Origin of the sequence: Mesorhizobium sp. ESP6-5 (assembly GCF_020164695.1) — a bacterium.
Classification (GTDB): domain Bacteria; phylum Pseudomonadota; class Alphaproteobacteria; order Rhizobiales; family Rhizobiaceae; genus Mesorhizobium; species Mesorhizobium australicum.
Genome location: NZ_JAIUGR010000007.1, coordinates 26800 through 50031 on the forward strand (window position 1 = coordinate 26800; position 23232 = coordinate 50031).

A 23232-nucleotide genomic window follows, 5' to 3' on the forward strand; every position below is an offset into this window, starting at 1 on the left:
ACCCCCCTCATCCGGCCGCTACGCGGCCGATTTTGCGAAGATCCCGCGATCCACAAAAAGCGAGACCACCATGCCAAAAGACCTGAACGCTCTTCTCGCCACCTACATCGCCGATGGCGCGGTGGGTGCGTCGCTCGCCTATGCCAGGGGTGACACCACACCAACCGCCCTCACATCAGGCCTCGCCGATCGCGCGCTGGGCACGCCTGTCACGTCGGACCAGCTGTTCAAGATCGGCAGCTGCACCAAGACCTTCGTCGCCGCGGCCCTGGTCAAGCTCGCCGAGACCGGCAAGCTCGACCTCGGCGCGCCGATCGCCTCCTGGTTCCCGGACCTGCCTGGCGCCAAAACCATTTCGGTACGCCAGCTGGTCAACCATCGCAGCGGCCTGCCGGAATTCGAATATTACATTCCGATGGACCCGAGCCGGCAATGGACGCCGCAACAGCTGGTCGACATCGCCTTCGCCTCCGACAAACAGAAGCCACCGGGCGGACCGGCCGTCTACAACAACACCGGCTATGTCCTGGCCGGCATGGTGATCGAGGCCGTCACCGGCCAGAAGCTGGGCGCCTATGTCAGAAGCGCGGTCCTTGAGCCACTCGGCCTGAACAACACCTGGTCGCCGGCGACCGAGGCCTTCCCCGATAAATCGATGGTGCGCGGCTATTACCACCGGCCGCCGCGGGCGCCGAACGCGCCCACCGACATCGCCTCGGGCGGCGAGATGTGGCAAATGGAAGGCGTGCTGCCCTACTCCAATGAACTGCAGGATTCCTCCGACTCCTTCCCCTTCGGCGCCGCCTATGGCTGCGGCGACATGGTGTCGACGCCGTCAGACATGGTGGGCTTCATGCGCGGCCTGTTCTCCGGCGGACTGTTGTCGCCGCCGTTCTTCGCCGAGATGTTCGAACACCGCGTGCCGGCGAGTTTCCCCGGCACCCGCATGCGCGAGACGGGCGCGGGCATGTTCCAGAGCACCTATGCGGACCGCGCCTTCTACGGGCACCAGGGCAGCATTCCGGGCTATGTCGCCGTCATGCTGCACGATCCCGAGACGGACCTCACCATCGCCATGACCAGCAATGTCGGCTCCGGCAATCGCCTCTCCTTCCAGGCGAGCGGCCTGCACCCGGTCGTCGATCGGGCGATCCGCATCATTCTCGACTGACCGCGTTCAGCCGCCCTGCCGCGACGATGGATCGGGCAGGCCCGGCAGCATCTGGCTCAGCACCCGGTCGCGAAGGAAGAAATGGTGGAAGATGGCGGCGGCCGCGTGCAGGCCGGCGATCCACATCATGACGTCGCCGAGCGTGCCGTGGATCTCCGCCAGCGGCGCGCCCCAGCTGCCCGAAAACGGACCGATCGCTCCCAGCCCATAGACAGTGACCGGGTGGCCGCCGAACAAGGCGCCGACCATGGCTGTCGCCGGAACCGCGAACAGCAGCGCGTAGAGCGCCCAATACGTTGCCTTCGAGGCGACCTCCATCCAGGACGGCATGGCCGGGGCATCGGGAATGCGATCGAACCGGCGCCAGATCAGGCGAACGACCAGCAAGCAGAAAACAGTGAAGCCGAGCGACTCGTGCAGCAGCAGCGTCGACGCCCTGGCCGCTGAATAGACCCGCTCCGGCGGACCGCCCGCCGAGACCAGGAAGGCAATGAGCACCAGCAGTGCCGTCAGCCAATGCAATGCCTGGGCGAGACGCCCATAGCGGGTTGTCGTGCCGGACAGCGACATGCGGGAGCTCCGAAACGATTGGATATCTCCCCTCGCCCGCGAATGTGGCCTTATTTCAGCTGTTCCTCAATCGCCTTGCCCGAGCGAATGGCATCGCCGAGTTCGCCGGCGCGCGGCGACAAGGTTCAGCTCATACTCGTGGAGCGGAAATTCGCGGCGGCCGCGGCCACGATCTCGGCATTGTCCCTCGCCACCGTTCCATCGGCGAGTGTCTTGCCGTCCTCCAGCCCGACCCGTGTCGACCAGCGCTTTTGCCGCGCAAGGTCCACGAACGGCCAGACCGTGCCGTCGACGCCGTGCAGCAGGATCTGCCGCCGCACGCTCGCGCGTTCGAGAATGGCGGCGATGCCGTGCGCCTCGTCGAGGGCTGCAGGCAGGTCCGGTATGTCGATCTCGATCAGGATGCGCAGTACGCGGCCGTGATCGGCGAGCGCCACGAAGCGCTCGGCATCTTCCGTCGTGGCCAGCCCCGCCTCGATGCCGATGCCCTGCTTGCGCAACAACTCCATCACGGCGGGCGCGTCGGTTTCTGAAAGATTGACCGAGGCATAGTCGGGCAGTTCCCGCCAGGCGGCGATCGCCGCGCGGGTGCGCGCCACATCGTTCTCGATCCAGGCGCCGGTCGACACGCCGATCAATGTGCCCGGACAGGCCTGGCGCACGGCAAGGACCGTCGCATCCACCGCCGCCAGGCTTTCGCGCCCGTCGGCGCCGCGCGGATGGATATGCAGTTCGGCGGCACCCGCGGCGACGCAGGAAGCCGCATCGCCGGCCATTGCCTGTGCCGTCAGCGGCAGCCTGGGATGGAAATCGCGCGAACGCGCGCCGTTGATGCAGGCTTGGACGATCATCGATTTCACCTCGGGCAAAAGAGCGCAGTCTAGACAAGCCGCCAAACCGCGCAAAGCCGGCAGGGCCGTCACTCCTGACACGATGGCGGCCGCCAGCAGCACGGCGTTCGCCGGCATTTGAATAAAAGGCGCCTGTGGATATTTACCCCACCTTGCGCCAGGCAGGCCAATATCCATCAGGGCGGGATCATGGAGGGAACCATTGACCAGCGATTTTTCAGCCGCCCGTCTCCATCTCGAACGCGCCTACCATTATCTGCGCGGCAATGACGAGACGAGCCGCGCCACATGCGAGGCCCTCGACCTGTTGATCGAGATGGTAGCGGAAGCACAACACAGGAAGCCGGAACCCGGGGTGCTGGAATTTCCGCGAGCGTCGGCACGCCGACTCGGCTGAACAGCACGCGTGGCGTTTGTTCAGCCCGCGCGGATCAAATCTTCGTCTTCACGCATGTCGCTCCGGGCCGCTTTTGGAGCGACATGCATTTGATCTCTCAGGACGCCTTGCGTCTCGACGCGGCACCGGCCATTCGCGCCGATTGCGCCACGACCCGCTCCAGCGGTTCGGGCCGGTGCAGCAGAAAACCCTGACCGAACTCGACGCCCATATCGGCCAGCATGGCTACCGTGTCCTGCCGCTCGATCTTCTCGCCCACCACGGCGCAGCCGAGGCTGCGGGCAATGCTGGTGATGGCCAGCACGATCTCGCGGTCGAAGCGGCTTTCGGTGACGTGCTCGATGAAGGAGCCGTCGATCTTGATGGCATCGACCGGAAAGCGCCTGAGATATTCGAACGAACTCATGCCGGCGCCGAAATCGTCGAGACTGACCCGGCAGCGCCGCTCGCGCGCCTTGCGCACGAACGCCTCGGCGGCGTCGAAATTGGTGACGGCGGCGGTTTCGGTGATCTCGAAGCCGATGCCGGAATGCGGCGCCCCGGTCTCCTCGATGACCCGGTCGACAAAGTCCCATAGTCCTGGGTCGCTCAGCGTCTGCGCCGACAGGTTGAAGCCGAGCGTGATCGCGCCGGACTTCATCGCCGCGCCGTGCCGAGACAGGGCGGTGCGGATGATCCAGCGGTCGAGCCGCGCGGCAACGCCGAAGCGCTCCGCCGCCGGAATGAACTCGCCGGGCGGGATCAGCCGGCCGCCCTGTCCGGCAAGCCGCGCCAGCACCTCGACATGGCGGCTCTCTTCCCAGGGCCTACCCAGCCGGTGGATCTGCTGGCCGAACAATTTCAGCCTGCCGTCATCCATGGCGTCGACCGTGTCGGCGGCGAGCCGCGCCGCATTGAGGCCGGCCGAACCGGAGACGGCATCGGTCGAAAACAGCGCGAAGCGATCGCGCCCGGCGGCCTTGGCCGCGTAGCAGGCATCGTCGGCGCAGGCCAGCGCGTCGGCAACCGTGGTGGCACGGTCGCGGACGACGGTGATGCCGATGCTGGCCGCCAGCCGGCGCGACGTCGCGGCAAGGCCGAGATCGGCGTCGCGCACGGCCGCCAGGATGGCGCCGGCCAGGCCTTCGGCTTGCACGGCGTCGCAATCGGGAACCATCAGGGCGAACTCGTCGCCGCCGAGCCGCGCCGCATGCGCCGATGGCGGCAGGCAGCGGCCGATACCCGCCGCGACGCTCTTCAGCGCCAGATCGCCCGCGGCATGGCCGGCGAAATCGTTGAGGGCCTTGAAGTAGTCCAGGTCGACATAGAACACCGCCAGCGGCACGGCCGTGGCGATATGGTGGGCGAGCAGACGGTCGAAGGCGGCGCGGTTCCAAAGGCCGGTCAGCGCGTCGTGGCGGGCGGCGAAGGCAAGCTCCTGTTCGCGCAGCTTGTCCTCGGTGATGTCGCGCACAGTGCCCAGCACCTGGCCGGTGGCACCGGCGGCGGCGATGAAGCGCAGCAGCGATTCGACATGGCGGATCTGGCCGTCGCGCTTGATAATGCGGTACTGCGCGGCGATGACGCCGTCGGTTCCCAATGGCACCCTGTGGGCGCGTTCGGCGGCGTCCTTATCGTCGGGATGCAGGTAGCTGTGCCAGAGATCGGCCGTCACCTCGTCGGTCACTGCGACGAGGCCGAATATCTCTCTTGTGCGCGCGTCCCAATAGCTCTTGTTGGTAGCGATGTCGTAGTGCCAGATGCCGGTGCCGCTGGCGGCGAGCGCCAGGCGAAAGCGGATATTGACCTGTTCGAGCGCGGCTTCGGCCGCCTTCTGCTTGGAGATGTCGGTCTGCACGCCCATCAGCCTGAGCGGCTTCCCGTCGGCGTCGCTCTCGACGATGCCGCCTCGGTCGAGCACCCAAACCCAGTGGCCCTGCTTGTGCTTGAGCCTGAGTTCGGTCTCGATGGCGTCGGTCAGCCCGGCAATGTGGCGGTCGCCGCTGGCCTGCGCCCGTTCCCGGTCGTCGGGATGGGTAAGCTGCAGCCACAGGTCACTGGTATTGGCGAGTTCGCCGTCCTCGTAACCCAGCATCCGGGCCCAGGTCGCCGAATAGAAGCAGTCCCCGGTGCTGAGATCCCAGTCCCAGACGCCAAGATGGGCGCGCTCCAGGGCCTTGGCCCAGAACGCTCCGCTGCGACTTTTCTTATCCTGACCCGCCATTCGTCCGTTTTGCCCGCTCCACCCGCGGCAATCTGCGGCAAAACCAGAAAAGAAACCGTTACCGGGCGGCGGAAGAGGGGATGTCCACGCTCCTAGCGACAGTCTTGGCATCGGCCTTTCGATTGGCGGGCAAGAACCGGAGTTTGGCGCGCCTCGATTGGTCATAGGAATGGCCGTGTTCACCAGCCAGTCCGGTGATCACGAAGCAAGACAGGAAAAGGACCTCCCAATGACCAAGCAGGAAGACAACAAGGCCGTCGTCGTCAGATGGTTCACCGACTTCTGGGGTGAAACCTGCGACCTCTCCGTCGTCGACGCCGTCGCGGCCCCCGATATGCTGCTCAAATACTCGCTGCACGAGCCGCGCCGCGGGCGCGACGACATCAAGGCCTTCATGGCCGATTTTCGCGCAGCCTTCCCGGATCTCAACTTCTGGGCGACCGCCAATCTCATCGCCGAGGGCGACTACGTCGTCGGCCAATGGGAGGGCGGCGGCACGCATACCGGCCCGGCCTTCGGCGATTTTCTCATCGGTTCGCTGCCCGCCGCCACCGGCCGCACGATGCGCTTCACCGGCACCACGGTGCTCAAGGTGATCGACGGCAGGATCGTCGAGGAAATCGGTCTCGACGACGGCGTCACCGCCCTCACCCAGCTCGGCCTCATCAAGCCCGCCTGAGAAATCTCACGCAGAACCGAGGTGGGGGCCAGGCGGCATTGCCGCCGCCTGGCTATGCCGCTTACTGGCTCGGCGCCATCGCGTGTTCGCACGACACTTTCGGATTCATGTCGGCGAACGTGCCGGTCGGGTTGCCTTTCCAGGCCCAGACATGCAGTTCGTAGAACTCACCCAGGCCATAGCGGTTGGGTGCGCTGTTGAAGTTGAACAGCTGTCCCTCGAGCGACGCCGGCCCCTTCGAGGTGATGTATTCGACCGCCACCAGCTTCAGCGTGCCGTCGGCCATCGGCTCGTACATCACCGCTTCGGGACGGGCGATGTCGATCTTGTCGTCCTTCAGGTACCCGCCATTGACATAGTGGATGCCCATGGCGCCGCCGGTGATGCCGCTGGCGCAGGGAATGGGCGCATAGCCTTCCGCCGTCGCGGCGTTGACATCAAGAAACCGGCTGTTGGCGGCCCGCACCTTTTCGGCCAGCGGATTGGCACCGGACGCGGTTTCAGCCGCCTCCTGATGCGCCTGGGCAAAGGTGGTGCAGGCGGCCAGAATGGCCCCTGCCACGAAAAGCCCGTTGCGAAAATCGCGTATCATGTTTGTTCCATTCTTCTTGAAAAAGCACAGCGGGCCGGCCGCCGAAAATACGGAGGCCCGGCAGGCAAGCGCCGTGGCTGTTGTTGCTTGGTGATCCCGGATACGGTGCAAGGAATGCCGGGAGGGATCATCCCTTCGGCAGATACGGGATCGTTCCGGCCAGATCGGTGTCGTCGATCAGCTGGAAACGGCTGTCGCTGCCGCCCTGGCGGGCCGAAACGAAAGGCGCGTAGGCCGGATCGTTGGTGAAGGCGCGCGCCGCTGCTTCCGACGGAAACGCCATCAGGGCGATCAGCGTGGTGTCGAGCGGCTTGCCTTCGAGCGTCTTCACATTGCCGCTGCGCGACAGATATTTGCCGCCATGCTTGTGGACGAGGTCGTGCACCGAGGCGGCATAGGCCGGCACCCATTTCGGGTCCTTCATCTTGATGTCGGCGATAACGTAAGCAGTCATTGTCGTCTCCTGGTTGCGGCGCACAGGATATCCCGTGCAACCGTCCAGAGGGCTCGCATGGCGGGACCCGAGCCGACCAGTCCGCGATCTGTACTAGGCCGGTACAGTTTCTGTACTCGCCGCTTCAATCACGAAGGACTAATGTTGCCCGCAGGTTCTAGGGAGAGGCACGGTCATGACCCAGCACGGATACAAACAGTTCTGCCCGCTATCGATGGCCGCCGAGGTGCTGTGCACCCGCTGGACGATGGTGCTGATGCGTGAGCTTGTGGCCGGTTCGACCCGTTTCAACGACTTGCGCCGCGGCGTGCCCAAAATGTCGCCAACCCTTCTGTCGCAACGGCTTAAGGAGCTCGAGCTGGCGGGGATCGTCGAGCGCAAGGAGGTCCCGGGAGAAAAAGGAATTTTCGACTATCGGCTGACGGAAGCCGGCCGCGATTTGCGCCCGGTCGTCGAGGCGATGGGCTTCTGGGGGCAGAAATGGGTCGAGTCCCGCCTGTCCCTCAAGAACCTCGATCCGTCGCTGCTGATGTGGGACATGCGGCGCAATTTGAACCCCTCGCCGCTGCCGGAAGGACGAACGGTGATACAATTTCTGTATCAGGAACTCCCCGCCTCCAAACGCTCCTGGTGGCTGATCGTCGAAAAGCACGGTGAGGTCGACCTGTGCTGGTACGATCCGGGCTTCGACGTCGACCTCTATGTCTCGACCGACCTGCACACGATGACGGCGATCTGGATGGGAGTGCTCACCGTCGAGAAGGCCGGCCCGAAGGTCACCCTGACCGGCGACCAGGCCATCGGCAGGAAGATGCAGGCCTGGCTGGGGCTGAGCCCGTTCGCGGTGGAACCCAAACGCGCGGCGTAGGAGCCGGTCCCGTCTGTGCAGGCGTCTCGGCTGCGCTCACATGCAACATCCCGGTTCCAATCACGCGTGCGCCTCCTGACAGTTGGCAGGAAACGGGTGGCGGGGCTGGCTTCTAGCGGCTTCAATGCCAGCCATGTTCATCGCTCTGGCCAAACATCTGCAACCCGCGCCGCTGCTGGCCGACGATCCACGCTGGGCGCGCATTGTCGCCCGCGACAAGTCGGCCGACGGCGCATTCTGGTATTCGGTGGCGACGACGGGGGTTTATTGCCGGCCCTCCTGTCCGTCGCGGCGCGCCAACCCAGCCAATGTCCAGTTGCACGACACTTTACAGGCGGCGAGGGCGACAGGCTTTCGCCCATGCCGGCGCTGCAATCCGGACGGCCCTTCGCTCGAGGTCGCCAACGCCGCGATGATCGCCGATGCCTGCCGCAGGATCGGGCAGAGCGAGGTTGAACCGTCGCTGATCGAACTGGCCGATGCCGCCGGCCGCAGCCCCGGCTATTTCCACCGCATTTTCAAGGCGGTCACCGGGCTGACGCCGAAGGATTATGCAGCGGCCCGGCGTGCCGCCCGGGTCCGCCAAGGCCTGGAAGACGGCGGCAGCGTGACATCGGCGATCTACGATGCGGGCTTCAATTCGAGCGGGCGCTTCTACGAGAAATCGACCGGCATGCTCGGCATGACGCCGACGCGCTATCGCGCCGGCGGCGCCAACGAAGAGATCCGCTTCGCCGTCGGCGAAACCTCGCTCGGCACCATCCTGGTCGCATCGAGCCGGAAAGGCGTCGCCTCGATCCTGCTCGGCCAGGACCCCGACGCGCTGGTGCGCGACCTGCAGGACCGTTTCCCCAAGGCGCGGCTGGTCGGTGGCGACAGCGACTACGAGGCGCTGGTGGCCCGCGTCGTTGGCCTCGTCGAGGCGCCGGCGCTCGGTCTCGACCTGCCGCTCGACGTGCGCGGCACCGCCTTCCAGCAGCGTGTCTGGCAAGCTCTGCGGGATATCCCGGCCGGCCGCACCGTCTCCTACGCCGATATCGCGGGGCGTATCGGCGCGCCGAACGCAACCCGCGCCGTCGCCGCCGCCTGTGCCGCCAACGCCCTTGCGGTCGCCATCCCTTGCCACCGTGTGATCAGGAAAGATGGCGCCCTGTCGGGCTATGCCTGGGGCGCCGAGCGCAAACGCGCGCTGCTCGACCGCGAGGCCGGCGATGCTGCGGACAATGCCTCGCGGTCCTCGCGGGCCTGACGGCAATGCGCGCGATGGCCAGTTCTTCCACCACCGGTGCGAACGGTCAGGTCGCCAACGGCGCCGCCGTCAGCCTGGAGGACGCGAAGGCGCTGGTGTTGGCCGTCATCGGCACGCTTGTCGAGGATGGCAAGGCCGAGTGGAGCCGCACGACGACCGGCGAGTTCGAGCTGCGGCTGATATCAGGCGAAGTTTTTTTGCTGGACGAGGTCGGCGTCACCCGTGTCGCTTGAGGCGGTCCAAACCGCACTTGCTTTCGCCGTTCAGCCTCCTGGATTGAATTTGAAAGCAAGCATCGGAGTGAGCGGCACCGGCCAGTTCGTTAGGGTCAAGGCATAGACAGGAGTGAAGGCAATGAACCACATTCAAACCGATATGCAGGCGACAACCACCAGCGTCCTTGACACCATCAGCTACGCCATCGGCCAGTCCGCGCTTGGAAACATCCTGGCGGCGCGCGGCCCCATCGGCGTCTGCGCCATCCTCATCGGCTCCGACGCCGGCACGTTGCGGCAGGACCTCGCCAACCGCTTCCCCGGCAGGGTGCTGCTCGAAGACGCGGCCGGCCTGCGCGATGATCTCGCGGCGATAGCGCGCTTCATCGAAACGCCCGGCGCCGGTCTCGACCTGCCGCTCGACATGCGCAACGGCACGCCCTTCCAGCAGCGCGTGTGGGAGGCGCTGCGCGCCATCCCATGCGGTGCCACCGTCACTTACACCGCCCTAGCCCGGCGCCTCGGCATGCCGGATGGCGCCCGCGCCGTGGCGACGGCCTGTGCCGCCAACGTCATCGCGCTAGGCATTCCTTGCCACCGGGTGTTGCGCGCCGACGGCTCGCTGTCCGGCTACCGCTGGGGCATCGAGCGCAAGCGCGCCTTGCTGGAAAGGGAGGCCGCGATATGAACGCCGACGCCAGGGTCGCGCCATCGCTGGTCGCAGCCGCCGAGACACGCATCGCCGCCTATGACTGGCCGGCGCTCGCCACCGAGCTCGACAGCTTCGGCTGCGCGGTGATGGAAAAGCTGCTCTCGGCCGATGAGTGCCGGCAACTCGCCGGCCTCTATCCCCAGGAGCAACATTTCCGCAGCCACATCCACATGGCCAGGCACGGTTTCGGCAAGGGCGAATACCGTTATTTCCGCTATCCCTTGCCCGATCTGGTCGGCGGCCTGCGCGGCGCGCTCTATCCCAGGCTGGCCGCGGTCGCCAACCGCTGGAACGAGCGCATGGGGATCGCCATGCGCTACCCCGCGACGCATAGCGCGTTTCTCGACCAGTGCCATGCCGCCGGTCAGGTCAGGCCGACGCCGCTTTTGCTGCAATATGTGCCCGGCGACTTCAACTGCCTGCACCAGGACCTCTATGGCGACCTTGCCTTCCCGCTGCAGGTGGCGATCCTGCTTTCCGAACCGGGCGAGGATTTCACCGGCGGCGAATTCGCCCTGACCGAACAGCGGCCGCGCATGCAGAGCCGGGTCGAAGTGGTGCCCTTGCGCCAGGGCGATGCGGTGGCTTTCGCGGTCCACAACCGGCCGGTGCAGGGCACGAAGGGCAATTACCGCGTCAACCTGCGCCACGGCGTCAGCCGCCTACGCTCCGGCATGCGCCACACGGTCGGCATCATTTTTCACGATGCGAAGTGAGCGCCGGCTCATGCTCCCAATAGGGCGGATCGCCGAAAGCGTTGCGCAGCCATGCGGTAAGTGCGCGCAGTTTGGCGGATCCGCGCCGATCCTCGGGACAAGCGATATAGATGGTGGCTCCTTCAGGCTCCGCACCCACATCGACGACCGTCAATCGCTTGTCGGCGATCTCGGTGCGGATGAAGTAGGCGGGGAGCAGCGCCAGGCCCAGGCCGGCAAGCGCGGCGTCGCGCATCAAAATCCCATTGTTGACGCGCAGCGCGGTTTCCGGGCGGATCGTCACCAGCCGCCGCGAAATTTTGAACCGCCAGTCGGCGGCACCTCGGATGGAATAGATGATGCCCTTATGGCGCTTCAGGTCATCGGTGGTCACGGGCAACCCGAATTGCTCGGTATAATCCGGCGAGGCCACCAGGAAGCGACGGCTGGAAGCTAGCTTCTTGACGATGACAGGTCCATCTTCGACGACCGGCCCATGACGCACAATGGCATCGTAGCCATCGGCCACCATGCTGGCGAAACGATCCTCAAGATCGAGCGTCAGTTCAATTCCCGGGTGCTTGGCCAGGAAGCCATATAGCGCCGGGCCGAGATGGAGGATGCCGAAACTGGTCGGCGCCGATATCCTGAGCGGCCCGGCGAGTTCGCCGCGGCGCTCGGCGATTTCGGCGCGGGCATCGGCCACCTCCTGCATGATGCGCTTGGCGCGCTCGTAAAAACCTCGTCCCGCCTCGGTGATGGAGAGTTTGCGGGTGGTGCGGTCCAGCAGCTTTGTGCCGAGGCCGCGCTCCAGTTCCGACAGTCGCTCGCTGATGACGGATTTCGACAGGCTCATGCGCCTGGCCGCTTCGCTGATCGAACCGGATTCCGCTACGGCGACAAACGCGGCGGCCGATTCGAGCTTCAGCATTGTTCGGCTTTCCCAAATTCACCATCAGGCGACAGCCACCTAACGAAATCAAGGACATGGTGCCATAATTGTGCAGGTCGCGATACCGCGATCACAGAACAAAAGCTCGGAGAGTGCAGCATGTTTCGTCCGTTGGTTGTCGTCCTTGGTCTGCTGGCCATGAGTGTTCCGGCCTCCGCGCGCGTTGTCGCGTTTCCGGCCGGCTTCAAGACGCAGACGATCGAGACCAACGGCACCAGCCTGAACGTCCGTGTCGGCGGACAAGGGCCGGCGGTCGTGCTGCTGCATGGTTTCGCCGACACCGGCGACATGTGGGCGCCGGCTGCGATAGCGTTGATGAAGGACCACACCGTGATCGTGCCGGACCTGCGCGGCATGGGCCTTTCGGCGCATCCCGACGGCGGCTACACGAAGAAGAACCAAGCCGTCGACATCGCCGGCGTGATGGACGCGCTGAAGATCGACAAGGCCGACCTGGTCACCCATGACATCGGCAACATGGTCGGCTATGCGCTGGCCGCGCAGTATCCGAAGCGCATCACCAAATGGGTTGTCATCGACGCGCCGCTGCCGGGCATAGGCGACTGGGACAAGATCAAGCAGAGCCCGCTGCTGTGGCATTTCAACTTCCGCGGCCCCGACATGGAACGGCTGGTGGCGGGCCGCGAGCGCATCTACCTCGATCGCTTCTACAACGAATTGTCGGCCGACCCCAAGAAGATCGACGAGGCGACGCGCGTCCACTACGCCAAGCTTTACGCCCGGCCACATGCCATGCACGACGCCTTCGAGCAGTTCAAGGCATTCGACCAGGATGCGATCGACAATCAGGCGATGCTCACCACGGGGGGCAAGCTGACCATGCCAGTGCTCGCGGCGGGTGCGGAAAAATCGGCCGGCACGACGCAGGCCGATATCTTGCGGTTGGTCGCCAGTGACGTGACCGGAGCCATCGTGCCTGCATCGGGCCATTGGATCATGGAGGAAAACCCGGACGCCACCGTCACGCTGATTACAGACTTCCTCGCCAGGTAACAGCACCGCTTCAGCCACCGCTGCGGGCTCAGCCAGGGCCGACCTTTGTAACGATGAAGCCGAGCGGGAGCGCGCCCAGCAAGGGTGCGGCCCGTCGCGGCAATGGGAGACATTCTATGCCGTTAACGCATTTCCTGGCTCTGGGAACCGCCGTTCTCCTGACGGCGACAGCACCGGCGTCAGCCGCCGATGTCCCGAAGAAAACGGTCGTCCTGGTGCACGGCGCGTTCGCCGACGGATCGAGCTGGAGCAAGGTCATTCCCTTGCTGGAGGCCAAGGGGCTCAATGTGGTGGCCGTGCAAAATCCGTTGAGCTCGCTTGCCGCCGATGTCGACGCAACCATGCGCGTCATCGAGGCACAACTTGGTCCAGTCATTCTGGTCGGTCACTCCTGGGCCGGCGTCGTCATCAGCCAGGCCGGCGTGAACGACAAGGTCAAGGCGCTGGTCTACGTCGCCGCCTTCGCGCCGCCAAAGGGCGTTTCGATCAACGACCTCGGCAAGGGTCAGCCGCCGCCGCCCTGGGCAAGCGCGCTGCAACCCGACAGCGGCGGCTATCTCAGGTTGAGCGCCGAGGGTGTCGCCAAATATTTCGCGCAAGACCTGCCCCCGGCGGAAATAGGGGTGATCGCCGCCACCCAGGGACCAGCCTTCTCCGGTATCTTCGACGAAAAGCTCACCGCGGCCGCGTATGAGACAAAGCCGAGCTGGTACATCGTCGCCAGGCACGACGGAATGATCCCGCCGGCGGCCGAGGCCGCGATGGCGAAGGCGATCGGCGCCAAGGTCACCGAGTTGCCGACCAGCCACGTCGCCATGCTCGCCAAGCCTCGCGAAGTCGCCGATGTTATCCTGGCGGCGGTGGACTCGGTGAAGTAGGCAGGGAAACGATACCGGCGAGGAGGCCAGGATAGATCCCCTCCGCGTTTGCCATCTCCAGGATCCACGGGCAGGCATAATAGTCGCTGATGCTGTCGATCACCCCGCCCGTGGCGCCGATCCGGACCAGATATGCCTGCCGCCAGACCTCGCCATATTGCCTGTCGACGACCAGCACCATCTCCCCTTCGAACGCGCCTGGCCGCACGCGCCAGGGCAGTTCGCTGCGCTCATATTCGACGAAGTAGGGCGAAGCCGACAGCAAGCCGCTGTAGCAGTCCGACACCTGGAGGCGTGCATCGGCGCTGGTCAGTGCCCGCACGCCGTCCCAGTCCCTGGCGTTGAAGAGCGCGACATAGCGATCAAGCAGCCGCTCCAGTTCGGGATCGTGTGGCGGCGCCGCGGCCGGTTGCGCGGGTAGAGCGGCGAGCTTGGCGCGGCCGCGATTGAGCGCCGATTTGACGCCGCCCGGTGTCGAGCCGACCAGCTCGGCGATCTCCTCCAGCGAATGGTCGAAGACATCCTTGAGCAGCACGCAGGCGCGCTCCTTCGGTGGCAGATGCACCACCAACCGCTCGATGGCGCGGCCGGCGCCCGGACCGGCCGGCTCGACCGGCTGCACCACGTCGTCGTCGGCATAGAAGGCCTCTGCCGCGTGCCGCGTGCGGCGATTGCGGATGAAATCGATGCACCTGTTATGCGCGATGCGGAAAAGCCACGGCCGCAGCGCCTGCGCATCGTCGAGCAGCTCGATCTTGCGATAGGCCTCGAACAGCGCCTCCTGCATGATGTCCTCGCCATCCAGCGCCGAGCCGGTCATGCGGGCGCAATAGCGATGCAGCCTGGCGCGCAGATGCGAAACCGTCTCCAGGAACGCGGCATAGCGCAGGTCGAACACGCGGTCGGGCTCAGGCCAGGCCCGCATGCCTCGTGCCGTGTCGGGGGATTTGCGGATCTGCTGGTTCATCGCGGCACATAGGTCAGGGTCACCACGCCATTGGCAAAACGGTTGATGTCGACCAGTTCGAGATCGATCGGCCCGACGTCGTCGAAGGCGCGCTTGCCCTGCCCGACCCATGTCGGCACGATCGACAGATGATACTCGTCCACCAGCCCAGTGGAAAGCAAGGTGCGGTCGAGCTGCGACACGCCATATTTCAGGATGTCGCCCCCCGGCTGGCGTTTCAGCGCCGCGAGCGCCTCGGCGACGTCGCCCTCGATCAGCGCGGCATTCCACGACACCGTCTTCAGCGTCGTCGAGGCGACCAGCTTCTTCAGGCCGTTGATGCGGTCCATGTACGGACCCTTGGTCCCGGGCCAGCGCGCGAAGAACATCTCGTAGGTGGCGCGGCCAAGCAGGAAGAACTCGACGTTCGAAAGCGCCCGCAAGGCATGGTCCACATTCTCTCCGACGAAAAATGGCGACGCCCACGTCATCGGCGCCTCGATGACGCCATCCAGCGAGACGAAACTCGACACGATCAGCCGCCGCATGCTCACGCCGCCTTTTCGCTGGTCTTCTCACCGGGAGCCGGCAGCCCCAGTCTCGGCCGCACCCAGGCGGCGAAGCGGGCAATGGCGTCATCGGCCTCCGGCGCCCGCCCTGCCATCATCTGGAAGGAGTGGAGCATGCCGTCAAAGACGTCGAGCCGCGTCTCGACCCCCGCCTGCCTCGCCCGCTCGGCGAACATGCGGCTTTCGTCGACCAGCGTCTCGTCGGCGCCGGCCTGCAGGAAGACGGGTGGAAAGCCGGAGAGGTCGGCGTAGAGCGGGCTGACTTCGGGATCGCGCCGATCGGCATCGCCGATGAAATTGGCCGCCAGCCAGTCGACGGCTTCCCTGGCGAAGGCCGGGTCCTTGTCGCGGTTGGTCTCGTAGCTGGCGCCGGTCAACGCCATGTCGAACCAGCCGGAGATGATCAGCGTGGCGACCGGCAGCGGCCGCCTTTGCGCGCGCAGCCGCTGCAGGACGCCATAGGTCGGCACCGCGCCGCAGGAGTCGCCGGCGATCACGATCCGCTTGGGGTCGAAGCCTTGGTCGACGAGCCAGTCCCAGGCCGATGTCGCGGCCTCGAGCTGAGCCGGATGCTTGGCTTGGTGCGCCAGCGGATAGTCGTAGAGCAGCGCCCGGCAGCCGACGGCCTTGGCGAGATGACCGACCAGCTTGCGGTGCGTGTAGATCGAGCCGCCGATGAAGCCGCCGCCATGCGCGTAAAACAGCACCCGCTCATCGTTGGCGCCTTTCGGCACGATCCACATCGCCGGCACGCCGCCGGCGTCGACCTCGACATAGTCGACGCCGCCCGGTTCGCCGGTCAGCGCCGTCCAATTGACGTCGTTGTAGTCGATGACCGCCTGCGGGCTGGTCAACTTGCCCGCATTGGCCGCGAGCGCGGCGTAGTGGTTCCTGTTTGCCTGACTTTGCATGCTCGCCATGACCGTTTTTCCGTGGTGGCCGATCGCGGTCCGGCGCGACCTTCAGGCAAGAGACGGACGGGCAGGCAAAAAGGATACGTGCCGACCTGAGATTTTTTTTCGGCGGCCTACGCCTCGCCCCGCAACATCGCCGCGTGGCGTTGGGCGAATTCGACGAACGGCGTCGCGCGCACGCCGAACATCTCGTGGGTGGCCAGATGCACCCGCGATTTCGGCCGCCGCAGGCGCTCGGTCAACTGCTCGTCCAGCGCATCGGCGAAGTCGGCGGGGACGCCGGCGGCCAGCAGGTTGCGCCGGCGGTCCTGCGGGCTGATGTCGACGTAGCGGACCGGCTTGCCGATCGCCTGCGAAATCCGCGCCGCGATGTCGCTCATCGTCAGCGCCTCGGGTCCGGTCATGTCGAGGCTCTCGCCTTCATGGCCGCCATCGCGCAGCAGCCGGACGGCGACCTTGGCGATGTCCTCGACATCGACCGGCGACAGTTCGGTGCCGCCAAGCGCCAGATAGAAGGCGCCCTCGGCGGCGATGGTCGGCGCGTCGCGCAGATAGACCTGCATGAACTGGCTGGGGCGCAGATGCGTCCACGCCATGCCGGCTCCTTCGAGATAGCGCTCGACCTCCTCATGCATGCGCGTGAAGCGGAACTTCGTCGCGTCATAGCCGATGTTGGATTCGGCACCGGAAAACTTCACCACATGCGCGACGCCGGCCTGCTTGCAGGCGTCGATAAAACGGCACTGCGTCTCGACCATGTCTTGCGCGGCGGTCGAAATCATCAGCACGCGATCGACACCATCGAGAGCCGCGCCAAGCGTCTCCGCCCGGCGCATGTCGCCGTCGACCAGCTCGACGCCGGCAAGTCCGCCGAGCCCTGCCGCGGATGCCCGGTTGAGATCGCGAACCAGCGCCCTCACTTGATGCTTCTGCCGCGCGAACTCGCGCACGATTGCCTTGCCGTTCAGGCCGGTGGCGCCTGTCACCAGGATCATCTGTCTCTCCATTCAGCGTTGATGCGACCGCCCTTCCGGCGACCCACCTTGAAGACGAAGAGAAGCGGGCAAAGGATTCCGGCCAAACGTCTTTTTACCGGCGTGCGGCCTGCACGCCGGCGATCAGCCTGCCGGCGCGTAGCGGCTGACCACCATGCCGCAGGCATAAGCCTTCGAGCCGAGCAGAAGCAGGTTTCGGAACCCGCCTTGGTCGAAGATGCGGCGGCCGGCGCCCAGCACGGCCGGATTGACGAACAGCTGGAACTCGTCGACCAACCCGGCCGCGATCAGCGCCGACGCAAAGCCCGCCCCGCCGAAGACGGCCATGTCGCCGCCCTCACCCGCCTTCAATGCGTTGACCTCGCGCGGCAGGTCGCCGCTCACCACCGTCGTGCGCTCCCATCGCGAGGTCTCGAGCCTGTCGCTCGGCACCACCTTGCGCGCTTCGACGATACGCTGGGCGAAGGCATAGAACGGATCGGCCGGATATTTCCGCGCCGCGTTGCCCCAATGGGTGAGGTAACCTTCCTCAGCCATCTTGCGGCTGAGCAGGATGGTGTCGATGCCGGCAAACACCGCGTTGAAATCACGCTTCAGTTCCTCGTCCCAGCCGATGTCGTCGCCCCATCCCCAAAGTTGCCAGGGGTGGTTCTCATTGGCACCGACAAAGCCGTCGACCGACATCTGCATCTGAAGGATCAGCTTTTTCATGGGGTTCTCCTCGTTTCCGGATTCCAGGCAGGAAGGATCACGCCGCGCTTTGCGCACGGGCAAAGGCTTGTGCCCAGCTCTCGAAAGTGGTCGGCGTGGCGTTGCGGATTGACGGTGCCTCAAGCGCCCAGCGTTCACCCTTGTTGAAACTCGCCGCCGTTTCGCCGAGCGCATCGGCAAAGCTCGGTGACAGGCCGTTGGCGATCATCCCGGCGCGCGCCTCAGTGAATGGAGCCGCCTTGTAAGTGACCTGCCTCCCCATCGCGCTGCCCAGGATCGCGGTGGCCTGCTCGAAGGTATAATAGCCGCCGCCATGCAATTCGATAACCCGCTCGCTTGGAAAGCGCGTGGCGTCCAGCAGGGCGGCGGCGCGCTGGCCGACATCGCTGGCGGCAATCAAAGGCATCGGCAGATCGCCACGGAACGGCGTCATGAAGATGCCGGAAGCGGCCTGCCGGACAAAGCCCATGCCCTTGGCGAAGTTCTCCATGAAGAACGAGGCGCGCAAAAACACCAGTTCGTCGAGGCCGAGCGCCGCCAGCCGTTCCTCCATCAAGGCGGCGCCGAGCGAAGTTCCCATCCTGAGATGGGCGTTGAGGCCGCTGAGCAGCACGACGCGGCGCACGCCTGACTTCGCGATCGCCGCCGCCAGCCGCGCGCCGACTTCATCTTCGAAGCGATGAAGATCCGGCGCCGTGACGTCGAACGGAATCATTACATAGGCGCTGTCGGCACCGGAAAAGGCGGAGGCGAGCGCGTCGCTATCGTCAAGCGCGACACCCAGGCTGCGCGCCACGCCGCGCACAATATGCCCCTGCCCGGTCAGGACCTGGGCGACCGCCTTGCCAACCTCGTTGGTGGCCCCGATGACCACGACGGTTCTTGGTGAGCTGATTTTCCCGACGGCCTGACTCATGACGTCCTCCTGCTGGCCAAGTTGCGATCCAACGATTTACTTTTGAAAGCATTTGACTGACGGAAAGAACGATGTCAATAGTAAAGTGATTTAAAAATGGAACCATAGAGATGTCGACGCGTGAAAGATCCGGCTGCCCGATCAGCCTGTCGCTGGAACTGCTCGGCGACCGCTGGACGCTGCTCATCATCCGCGACCTGGTCTTCGCCGGCAAAAAGCATTTTCGCGAGTTCCTGCAATCCGATGAAGGCATCTCCTCGCGCACATTGGCCGAGCGGCTGCAGACGCTGCAGGACGAAGGCATCCTCACCCGCAGCGACGACCCTAGCCATGGGCTGAAGGCGATCTACCGGCTGACCGAAGCCGGCATCGATCTCCTGCCGGTGCTGGCCACGCTCGGCGCCTGGGGCAGCAAGCACCGCAAGTCCGACGACAAGCTTGCCCGCATCGCCGACGAACTGGCGGCCGGCGGCGAGCCGGCGCTGGAACGGATGAAGGCGGCACTGCGGGCGGAGCATGTTGTCTAGGAAGTGGCGCTGCCGCCTTCCCCCTGTGGGAAAAGGAGGCACTTTACGCGCCTCGGTTACGCCCAACGGACACCGATGCACCAAGGACCCAATTGACAACGATCTCTGTTTGTTCACTATAGGTTCCTATCCATCAGCAATCGCGGATGAGCGGAACAGGATGGAAACGACGGCCACCATCCTGCATGCCGATCTCGACGCCTTCTATGCCTCGGTCGAGCAACTGCTCGACCCGTCGCTGCGCGGCAAGCCGATCGCGGTTGGCGGCGGCGTGGTACTCGCCGCCTCTTACGAAGCGCGCGCCTTTGGCGTGCGCGGCGGCATGCCTGGACGCAAAGCGCGCGAGCTTTGCCCGCAATTGATCTTCGTCGGCGGCAATTTCAGCCACTACCAGCGGCTGGGCGACGCGGCGATCAAGGTGCTCGACGATTTCACGCCGGTGGTCGAACGCATCTCCATCGACGAGGCCTTCGCTGATGTCGCCGGCTGCACGCATCTGTTCGGCTCCCCGCGGGAAATCGCGACGGCGATCCGCGGCCGTGTGCGGGCCGAACTCGGCCTGCCGATCTCGATCGGCGTGGCTCGCACCAAGCATCTGGCCAAGATCGCCTCGCAAGTCGCCAAGCCAGACGGGCTGGTGGTGGTCGAGCCCGGCACCGAGCTTGCCTTCCTGCACGATTTGCCGGTCTCGCTGATGTGGGGCGTCGGCCCGGCTACCAGGGCGCGCTTGGCCGAGATCGGCGTCGAGACCATCGGCGAGCTGGCCCGGACGCACAGCGGCGCCCTGACCCGGCTGCTAGGCCCCGCGGCCGGCGAAAAGCTCGCGGCGCTGTCGTGGAACCGCGATCCGCGCAAGCTGGAGACGAAGCGCCGGGCGCACTCGGCCGGCGCGCAATCGGCGCTCGGGCAAAAGCCGGCCGTGGCGCGAGTGATCGTGCCGACACTGCTGCATCTGGCCGATCGCGTCGCCAGCCGGCTGCGCGCCAAGAACCGCCCCGGCCGCACGGTGACCGTGCGCGTGCGCTTTGCCGATCTCAGCGCCGTCACGCGCTCGATCACGCTGGAACAGCCGATCTCGGCGACCGCCATGCTGGCCGAGATCGCAGGGGATTTGGTGCGCGGCGTGCTCGCCGAGCATCCCCGGGAGAAAACGATCTCGCTGCTGGCGATCTCGGTCTCGCACCTGGAGGAGAGCGCCGAACTGCAGCTCGACCTGCCGCTCGGCCTCGCCGACGAGAAGCGCCGCCCGGGCAGCCAAAAAGGCCTCGCGCGCTTCGGCGCCGACCGCGCCATCGACAAGATCCGCCAGCGTTTCGGCAAACAGGCGGTCGGCTACGGTACGGTGGCCCTGGAAGCGGCCCGCTCGGTGCCCGACGCATTCAGGGAACTGGCGGAAAAGGAGCTTTGAGTGGAAAAAGGGACTGTCCCCGACGGCGCGCCAACCGACACCATGCCGCGCTTCGCTACTGTCGGGCCGACGCTGCACCGACCCCATAGAGTTGCCCGCCTCCCGGCACGGCGCCTGTTTCCGTCCCGCCGCGCTCTGTAAACACAAGGCCGGAGCCCGGCACGAGGTCGCGGATTGTGCGCGACGTAACGATCTCGCCCGGCAAGGCTTGGCCGAGCATCAGCACTGCTTGGTCGATGGCGGTGCCGGTTAAATCACCGTCTTGCTTTTCGCACTCGCCAATATGCACCGCGGCACGGACGCCGAGGCCGGATGGCTTCAAACCGTCGCGGATCGCCATGGCGCATTGGATCGCCCGCGTCGGACGCTGGAAGGCAGCGAGGAGGCCATTCGCGTCGCGCCGGATCTCCCTGCCCTGGGCCAGTTGCACTTGATCGCAGACCGCGTCCACATATCCCCGCCTCAAATCCCGGCCATCGGGGAACGCAGATGGCGAGGTGATGTCCACGCAGAGAATGGTGACCAGCACACGCTCGCCGGGTGCCGCCGGCAAGGTGCCGCTGACAAAGGACTGAATCTCATCGATCAGGCGATCGGAGCCTTCCCCCCAGATGACATGGTCGTTGCCCGCGAGCTCGATGTAGCTCGCTCCCGGTATGTGTCTCGCCAGGTAGCGCCCCTCCTCGGCCTTGACCCAGCGATCGCCCGTTCTCTGAACGATTAGCGTTGGAACGTGGATGGCTCCCAGTATCTCCCGAACGTCGATTTCGGTGCTCCAGTACCACAGCGAGATCGCATCGGCGGGCGAAGCTGAATTGCGCAGGAAGGCCGCGAACCATTCGCGCTCGAATGCATCGTTCATCAGGCTGGGCGCGGCATTGCTGAGGTCGGCCGGCTCTCCCCATTCGCGCTCGATGGCGACGAGTTCTCTTTCCACCTGCGCCTTGGTTTTGGCCCAGGGGTAGTCCGGCGCCCATACACCTCGGGCATAGGTCCCGTTCAAGATGAGGGCTGCCGTGCGTTCAGGATAGGTCGCGGCAAACAGCATGCACATGCTGCCGCCCTCGGAGCTGCCGAACAGGACGGTACGCTTCGAACCGACCGCGTCCAGGACCGCGCGCACGTCTTCCATACGCTCTTCGAGCGTCGGCAGGCCGACATTGCGATCCGACAGTCCGGTGCCACGCTTGTCCATCCGGATCAGCCGGCAAAAAGAGCCGAGACGGTGCAGGACATGCGCCAGCCTGGGCGATGCCCAGGCAAGGTCGAGATTGGAAACCCAGCCTGGCACATAAATGAGGTCTACGGGGCCGTTGCCCGTTACCTGATACGCGATGTTGCTGCCAGCCGATTTGACATAGTGGGTCGGCGGCGATGCAGCCTGAGCACCGGGCGCAACCGGCCCGGCGGCTGCTGGAGCAGCCGACGCCGTGCGTCGGGCCCGAAGCTGTTCATAGAGCTGCCTCGTTTCCGGTTCCGGCTGAACACGTAGCTGCCGCTGCAAGGCGTCGCGGCAGAGCTCATATTGTTTCAGCGCCAAATTGACGCGGCCCTGGGCCGCACAGGCCCGCATCAAGGCCCGGTGGACGTCTTCACGCAGCGGCTCCCAGGCTAGCAAGCGTGTCGCCGCCTGCACGCAGGACGCCAGATCGTTCTGCGCGAAGTAATGCGCGACGAGCTTTTCCAGCACCAAGACGGCCGTGGCCCGCAGCCGTGCGCGTTCGATCCGCAGCCAATCCTCGAAGGGTTCCTCCTTCAGGCTGAAGCCATCGAGGAGATCGCCTCGATAGAGGCTGATGGCCTGCTCAAGCTGCTCGGGTGCCGCCTCGGCAGCCAGCACCTCGAACCGGGCGACGTCGAAATCGAGATCATCCAGCGCCAGCATGATGCTGTCGCCATCGGTCAGGAAGCGAACGCCATGGGCCGAGGGCATAGCCTTCCTCACGACAGAAAGAGCCTGCCGAAGGTTCATGCGTGCCTGCGGCTCGCCGGTGTCGCCCCACAGCAGGGCGGCAAGCTTTTCGCGCGAGAGGGAATGCCCCGAATGGATCGCAAGATAGGCGACCATGGCGCGCGCCTTGCGGGTGAAGGACGGGGCCACGGCACCGCCAGTGAAATCGAACCCACCCAACAGTGAGAGGCGCGCCATCGGATCCACCACAGCTTCAGCGGCAATCCTTTACCGGTGCCGATACCAATTCAACCGGCTTTCTGCGTCGCGCGACGCTTTTCACGATTTCGTCACGCTGGCGCGAACGCGATTCCGACGGGTGTGACGCACGGTGCTGCTGACAACTGTCATGGAGAATACCATGCTGCTCCCGCACCCAACAGACTGGCCGCTCCTGTTCTACGGCGATCCCTGGCTTACGTCGCGGTCTCCGGACCGGGTCGCGCCGCAGCGCCACGACCTAGCGCTGGCGGGGTACCTGGACAAACAGGCGGCCAACCGGGAGGCGATGAATCGCCGGCCAGGCCTCCTCGGCCGCCTTGTCGACAAGATCCGCCAGCGTTTCGGCAAACAGGCGGTCGGCTACGGTACGGTGGCCCTGGAAGCGGCCCGCTCGGTGCCCGACGCATTCAGGGAACTGGCGGAGAAGGAATTGTGAGCGGAGGAGCCCTCCCCGTCGCTCACGCTTTGCGGATCGATGTCCCGAACCAGGCGGCGCGGTGGTCGTCACCAGCGCCGGCTTTCAATGGGTCTTCTTCACGGCACGCCCGTTGCGCGGCGGGGTCAGTTTGCAGA

Annotated in this window: 26 protein-coding genes; 13 read left to right on the forward strand and 13 right to left on the reverse strand. The window is 65.5% G+C overall.

Translation table 11 applies throughout. From position 1 onward, the window contains the following. The first annotated feature begins 70 nt into the window (after positions 1-70). On the forward strand, positions 71-1171 hold the full coding sequence (locus tag LB524_RS13000) for a serine hydrolase domain-containing protein (RefSeq protein WP_224526883.1): 1101 nt from the start codon (positions 71-73) through the stop codon (positions 1169-1171). 6 nt (positions 1172-1177) lie between these two features. On the opposite strand, the gene LB524_RS13005 is transcribed toward LB524_RS13000, so the two are convergent. Next, entirely contained in the window at positions 1178-1741 is a 564-nt protein-coding gene (locus LB524_RS13005) for a cytochrome b (protein ID WP_140876303.1), read from the reverse strand. A 125-nt stretch (positions 1742-1866) separates the two neighbouring features. After that, positions 1867-2592 (reverse strand): 3-keto-5-aminohexanoate cleavage protein, encoded by a 726-nt coding sequence (locus LB524_RS13010; RefSeq protein WP_224527481.1) that lies wholly within the window; start codon positions 2590-2592, stop codon positions 1867-1869. Positions 2593-2794: 202 nt separating this feature from the next. Between LB524_RS13010 and LB524_RS13015 the strand changes: the two genes are divergently transcribed. Continuing rightward, the gene (locus tag LB524_RS13015; RefSeq protein WP_023774040.1) at positions 2795-2989 is read left to right on the forward strand and encodes a hypothetical protein; all 195 of its coding nucleotides are present in this window, start codon (positions 2795-2797) and stop codon (positions 2987-2989) included. Positions 2990-3086: 97 nt separating this feature from the next. Here LB524_RS13015 and LB524_RS13020 read toward each other — a convergent pair whose 3' ends face one another. Beyond that, positions 3087-5192, reverse strand: a complete 2106-nt coding sequence (locus LB524_RS13020; protein WP_140618034.1) for an EAL domain-containing protein — start codon at positions 5190-5192, stop codon at positions 3087-3089. A 229-nt stretch (positions 5193-5421) separates the two neighbouring features. Here LB524_RS13020 and LB524_RS13025 point away from each other — a divergent pair, with 229 nt between their 5' ends. Beyond that, a complete protein-coding gene (locus LB524_RS13025; protein WP_224526885.1) occupies positions 5422-5871 on the forward strand; it encodes an ester cyclase in 450 nt (149 codons plus the stop codon). A gap of 61 nt (positions 5872-5932) precedes the next feature. On the opposite strand, the gene LB524_RS13030 is transcribed toward LB524_RS13025, so the two are convergent. Both LB524_RS13030 and LB524_RS13035 read right to left on the reverse strand, forming a co-directional pair. Continuing rightward, positions 5933-6463 (reverse strand): hypothetical protein, encoded by a 531-nt coding sequence (locus tag LB524_RS13030; protein WP_181174614.1) that lies wholly within the window; start codon positions 6461-6463, stop codon positions 5933-5935. Between the two features lie 127 nt (positions 6464-6590). Continuing rightward, entirely contained in the window at positions 6591-6917 is a 327-nt protein-coding gene (locus LB524_RS13035) for a DUF1330 domain-containing protein (protein WP_149902579.1), read from the reverse strand. Between the two features lie 175 nt (positions 6918-7092). Between LB524_RS13035 and LB524_RS13040 the strand changes: the two genes are divergently transcribed. From LB524_RS13040 to LB524_RS13060, 5 genes are all read left to right on the forward strand, one after another. Then, positions 7093-7785: a winged helix-turn-helix transcriptional regulator gene (locus LB524_RS13040; protein ID WP_224526888.1), complete on the forward strand. Its 693-nt coding sequence runs from the start codon at positions 7093-7095 to the stop codon at positions 7783-7785. A 133-nt stretch (positions 7786-7918) separates the two neighbouring features. After that, positions 7919-9034: a bifunctional DNA-binding transcriptional regulator/O6-methylguanine-DNA methyltransferase Ada gene (ada, locus tag LB524_RS13045; RefSeq protein WP_224526891.1), complete on the forward strand. Its 1116-nt coding sequence runs from the start codon at positions 7919-7921 to the stop codon at positions 9032-9034. A 14-nt stretch (positions 9035-9048) separates the two neighbouring features. Continuing rightward, complete coding sequence (locus LB524_RS13050; RefSeq protein ID WP_224526894.1) at positions 9049-9267, forward strand: hypothetical protein; 219 nt, start codon at positions 9049-9051, stop codon at positions 9265-9267. A gap of 121 nt (positions 9268-9388) precedes the next feature. Then, on the forward strand, positions 9389-9937 hold the full coding sequence (locus LB524_RS13055) for a methylated-DNA--[protein]-cysteine S-methyltransferase (protein ID WP_224526897.1): 549 nt from the start codon (positions 9389-9391) through the stop codon (positions 9935-9937). Further along, positions 9934-10677 carry a 2OG-Fe(II) oxygenase gene (locus LB524_RS13060; protein WP_224526900.1) on the forward strand — a complete coding sequence of 248 codons (744 nt, stop codon included), beginning with the start codon at positions 9934-9936 and terminating at the stop codon, positions 10675-10677. Before LB524_RS13055 ends, LB524_RS13060 begins: the two co-directional genes overlap by 4 nt. Here LB524_RS13060 and LB524_RS13065 read toward each other — a convergent pair. Next, a complete protein-coding gene (locus tag LB524_RS13065) occupies positions 10655-11587 on the reverse strand; it encodes a LysR family transcriptional regulator (RefSeq protein ID WP_224526903.1) in 933 nt (310 codons plus the stop codon). The genes LB524_RS13060 and LB524_RS13065 overlap by 23 nt on opposite strands. A gap of 120 nt (positions 11588-11707) precedes the next feature. Here LB524_RS13065 and LB524_RS13070 point away from each other — a divergent pair, with 120 nt between their 5' ends. Both LB524_RS13070 and LB524_RS13075 read left to right on the forward strand, forming a co-directional pair. Continuing rightward, positions 11708-12622, forward strand: coding sequence for an alpha/beta fold hydrolase (locus tag LB524_RS13070; protein ID WP_224526904.1), 915 nt, complete (start codon positions 11708-11710; stop codon positions 12620-12622). A gap of 116 nt (positions 12623-12738) precedes the next feature. Next, positions 12739-13500, forward strand: coding sequence for an alpha/beta fold hydrolase (locus LB524_RS13075; RefSeq protein WP_224526909.1), 762 nt, complete (start codon positions 12739-12741; stop codon positions 13498-13500). On the opposite strand, the gene LB524_RS13080 is transcribed toward LB524_RS13075, so the two are convergent. The 6 genes from LB524_RS13080 to LB524_RS13105 all read right to left on the reverse strand — a co-directional run bounded on the left by LB524_RS13080 (position 13469) and on the right by LB524_RS13105 (position 18551). Continuing rightward, a complete protein-coding gene (locus LB524_RS13080; RefSeq protein WP_140876312.1) occupies positions 13469-14467 on the reverse strand; it encodes a sigma-70 family RNA polymerase sigma factor in 999 nt (332 codons plus the stop codon). The two genes, LB524_RS13075 and LB524_RS13080, sit on opposite strands and share 32 nt — an antisense overlap. Continuing rightward, positions 14464-14994, reverse strand: a complete 531-nt coding sequence (locus tag LB524_RS13085) for a dihydrofolate reductase family protein (RefSeq protein ID WP_015316987.1) — start codon at positions 14992-14994, stop codon at positions 14464-14466. Before LB524_RS13085 ends, LB524_RS13080 begins: the two co-directional genes overlap by 4 nt. Positions 14995-14996: 2 nt before the next feature. Continuing rightward, on the reverse strand, positions 14997-15935 hold the full coding sequence (locus LB524_RS13090; RefSeq protein WP_224526912.1) for an alpha/beta hydrolase: 939 nt from the start codon (positions 15933-15935) through the stop codon (positions 14997-14999). 107 nt (positions 15936-16042) lie between these two features. Beyond that, positions 16043-16924 carry an SDR family oxidoreductase gene (locus LB524_RS13095; protein WP_224526916.1) on the reverse strand — a complete coding sequence of 294 codons (882 nt, stop codon included), beginning with the start codon at positions 16922-16924 and terminating at the stop codon, positions 16043-16045. A 123-nt stretch (positions 16925-17047) separates the two neighbouring features. After that, positions 17048-17635 (reverse strand): dihydrofolate reductase family protein, encoded by a 588-nt coding sequence (locus LB524_RS13100; protein ID WP_224526919.1) that lies wholly within the window; start codon positions 17633-17635, stop codon positions 17048-17050. A gap of 37 nt (positions 17636-17672) precedes the next feature. Next, positions 17673-18551 carry an NmrA family NAD(P)-binding protein gene (locus tag LB524_RS13105; protein WP_140618022.1) on the reverse strand — a complete coding sequence of 293 codons (879 nt, stop codon included), beginning with the start codon at positions 18549-18551 and terminating at the stop codon, positions 17673-17675. Between the two features lie 110 nt (positions 18552-18661). Here LB524_RS13105 and LB524_RS13110 point away from each other — a divergent pair, with 110 nt between their 5' ends. Then, on the forward strand, positions 18662-19078 hold the full coding sequence (locus LB524_RS13110) for a winged helix-turn-helix transcriptional regulator (RefSeq protein ID WP_015316982.1): 417 nt from the start codon (positions 18662-18664) through the stop codon (positions 19076-19078). A gap of 160 nt (positions 19079-19238) precedes the next feature. Further along, positions 19239-20486, forward strand: a complete 1248-nt coding sequence (gene dinB, locus LB524_RS13115) for a DNA polymerase IV (protein WP_224526936.1) — start codon at positions 19239-19241, stop codon at positions 20484-20486. 55 nt (positions 20487-20541) lie between these two features. Here dinB and LB524_RS13120 read toward each other — a convergent pair whose 3' ends face one another. Continuing rightward, positions 20542-22635 carry an alpha/beta fold hydrolase gene (locus LB524_RS13120; protein ID WP_224527485.1) on the reverse strand — a complete coding sequence of 698 codons (2094 nt, stop codon included), beginning with the start codon at positions 22633-22635 and terminating at the stop codon, positions 20542-20544. 163 nt (positions 22636-22798) lie between these two features. Here LB524_RS13120 and LB524_RS13125 point away from each other — a divergent pair, with 163 nt between their 5' ends. Beyond that, positions 22799-23095: a hypothetical protein gene (locus LB524_RS13125; RefSeq protein WP_224526939.1), complete on the forward strand. Its 297-nt coding sequence runs from the start codon at positions 22799-22801 to the stop codon at positions 23093-23095. Positions 23096-23232 lie beyond the last annotated feature (137 nt).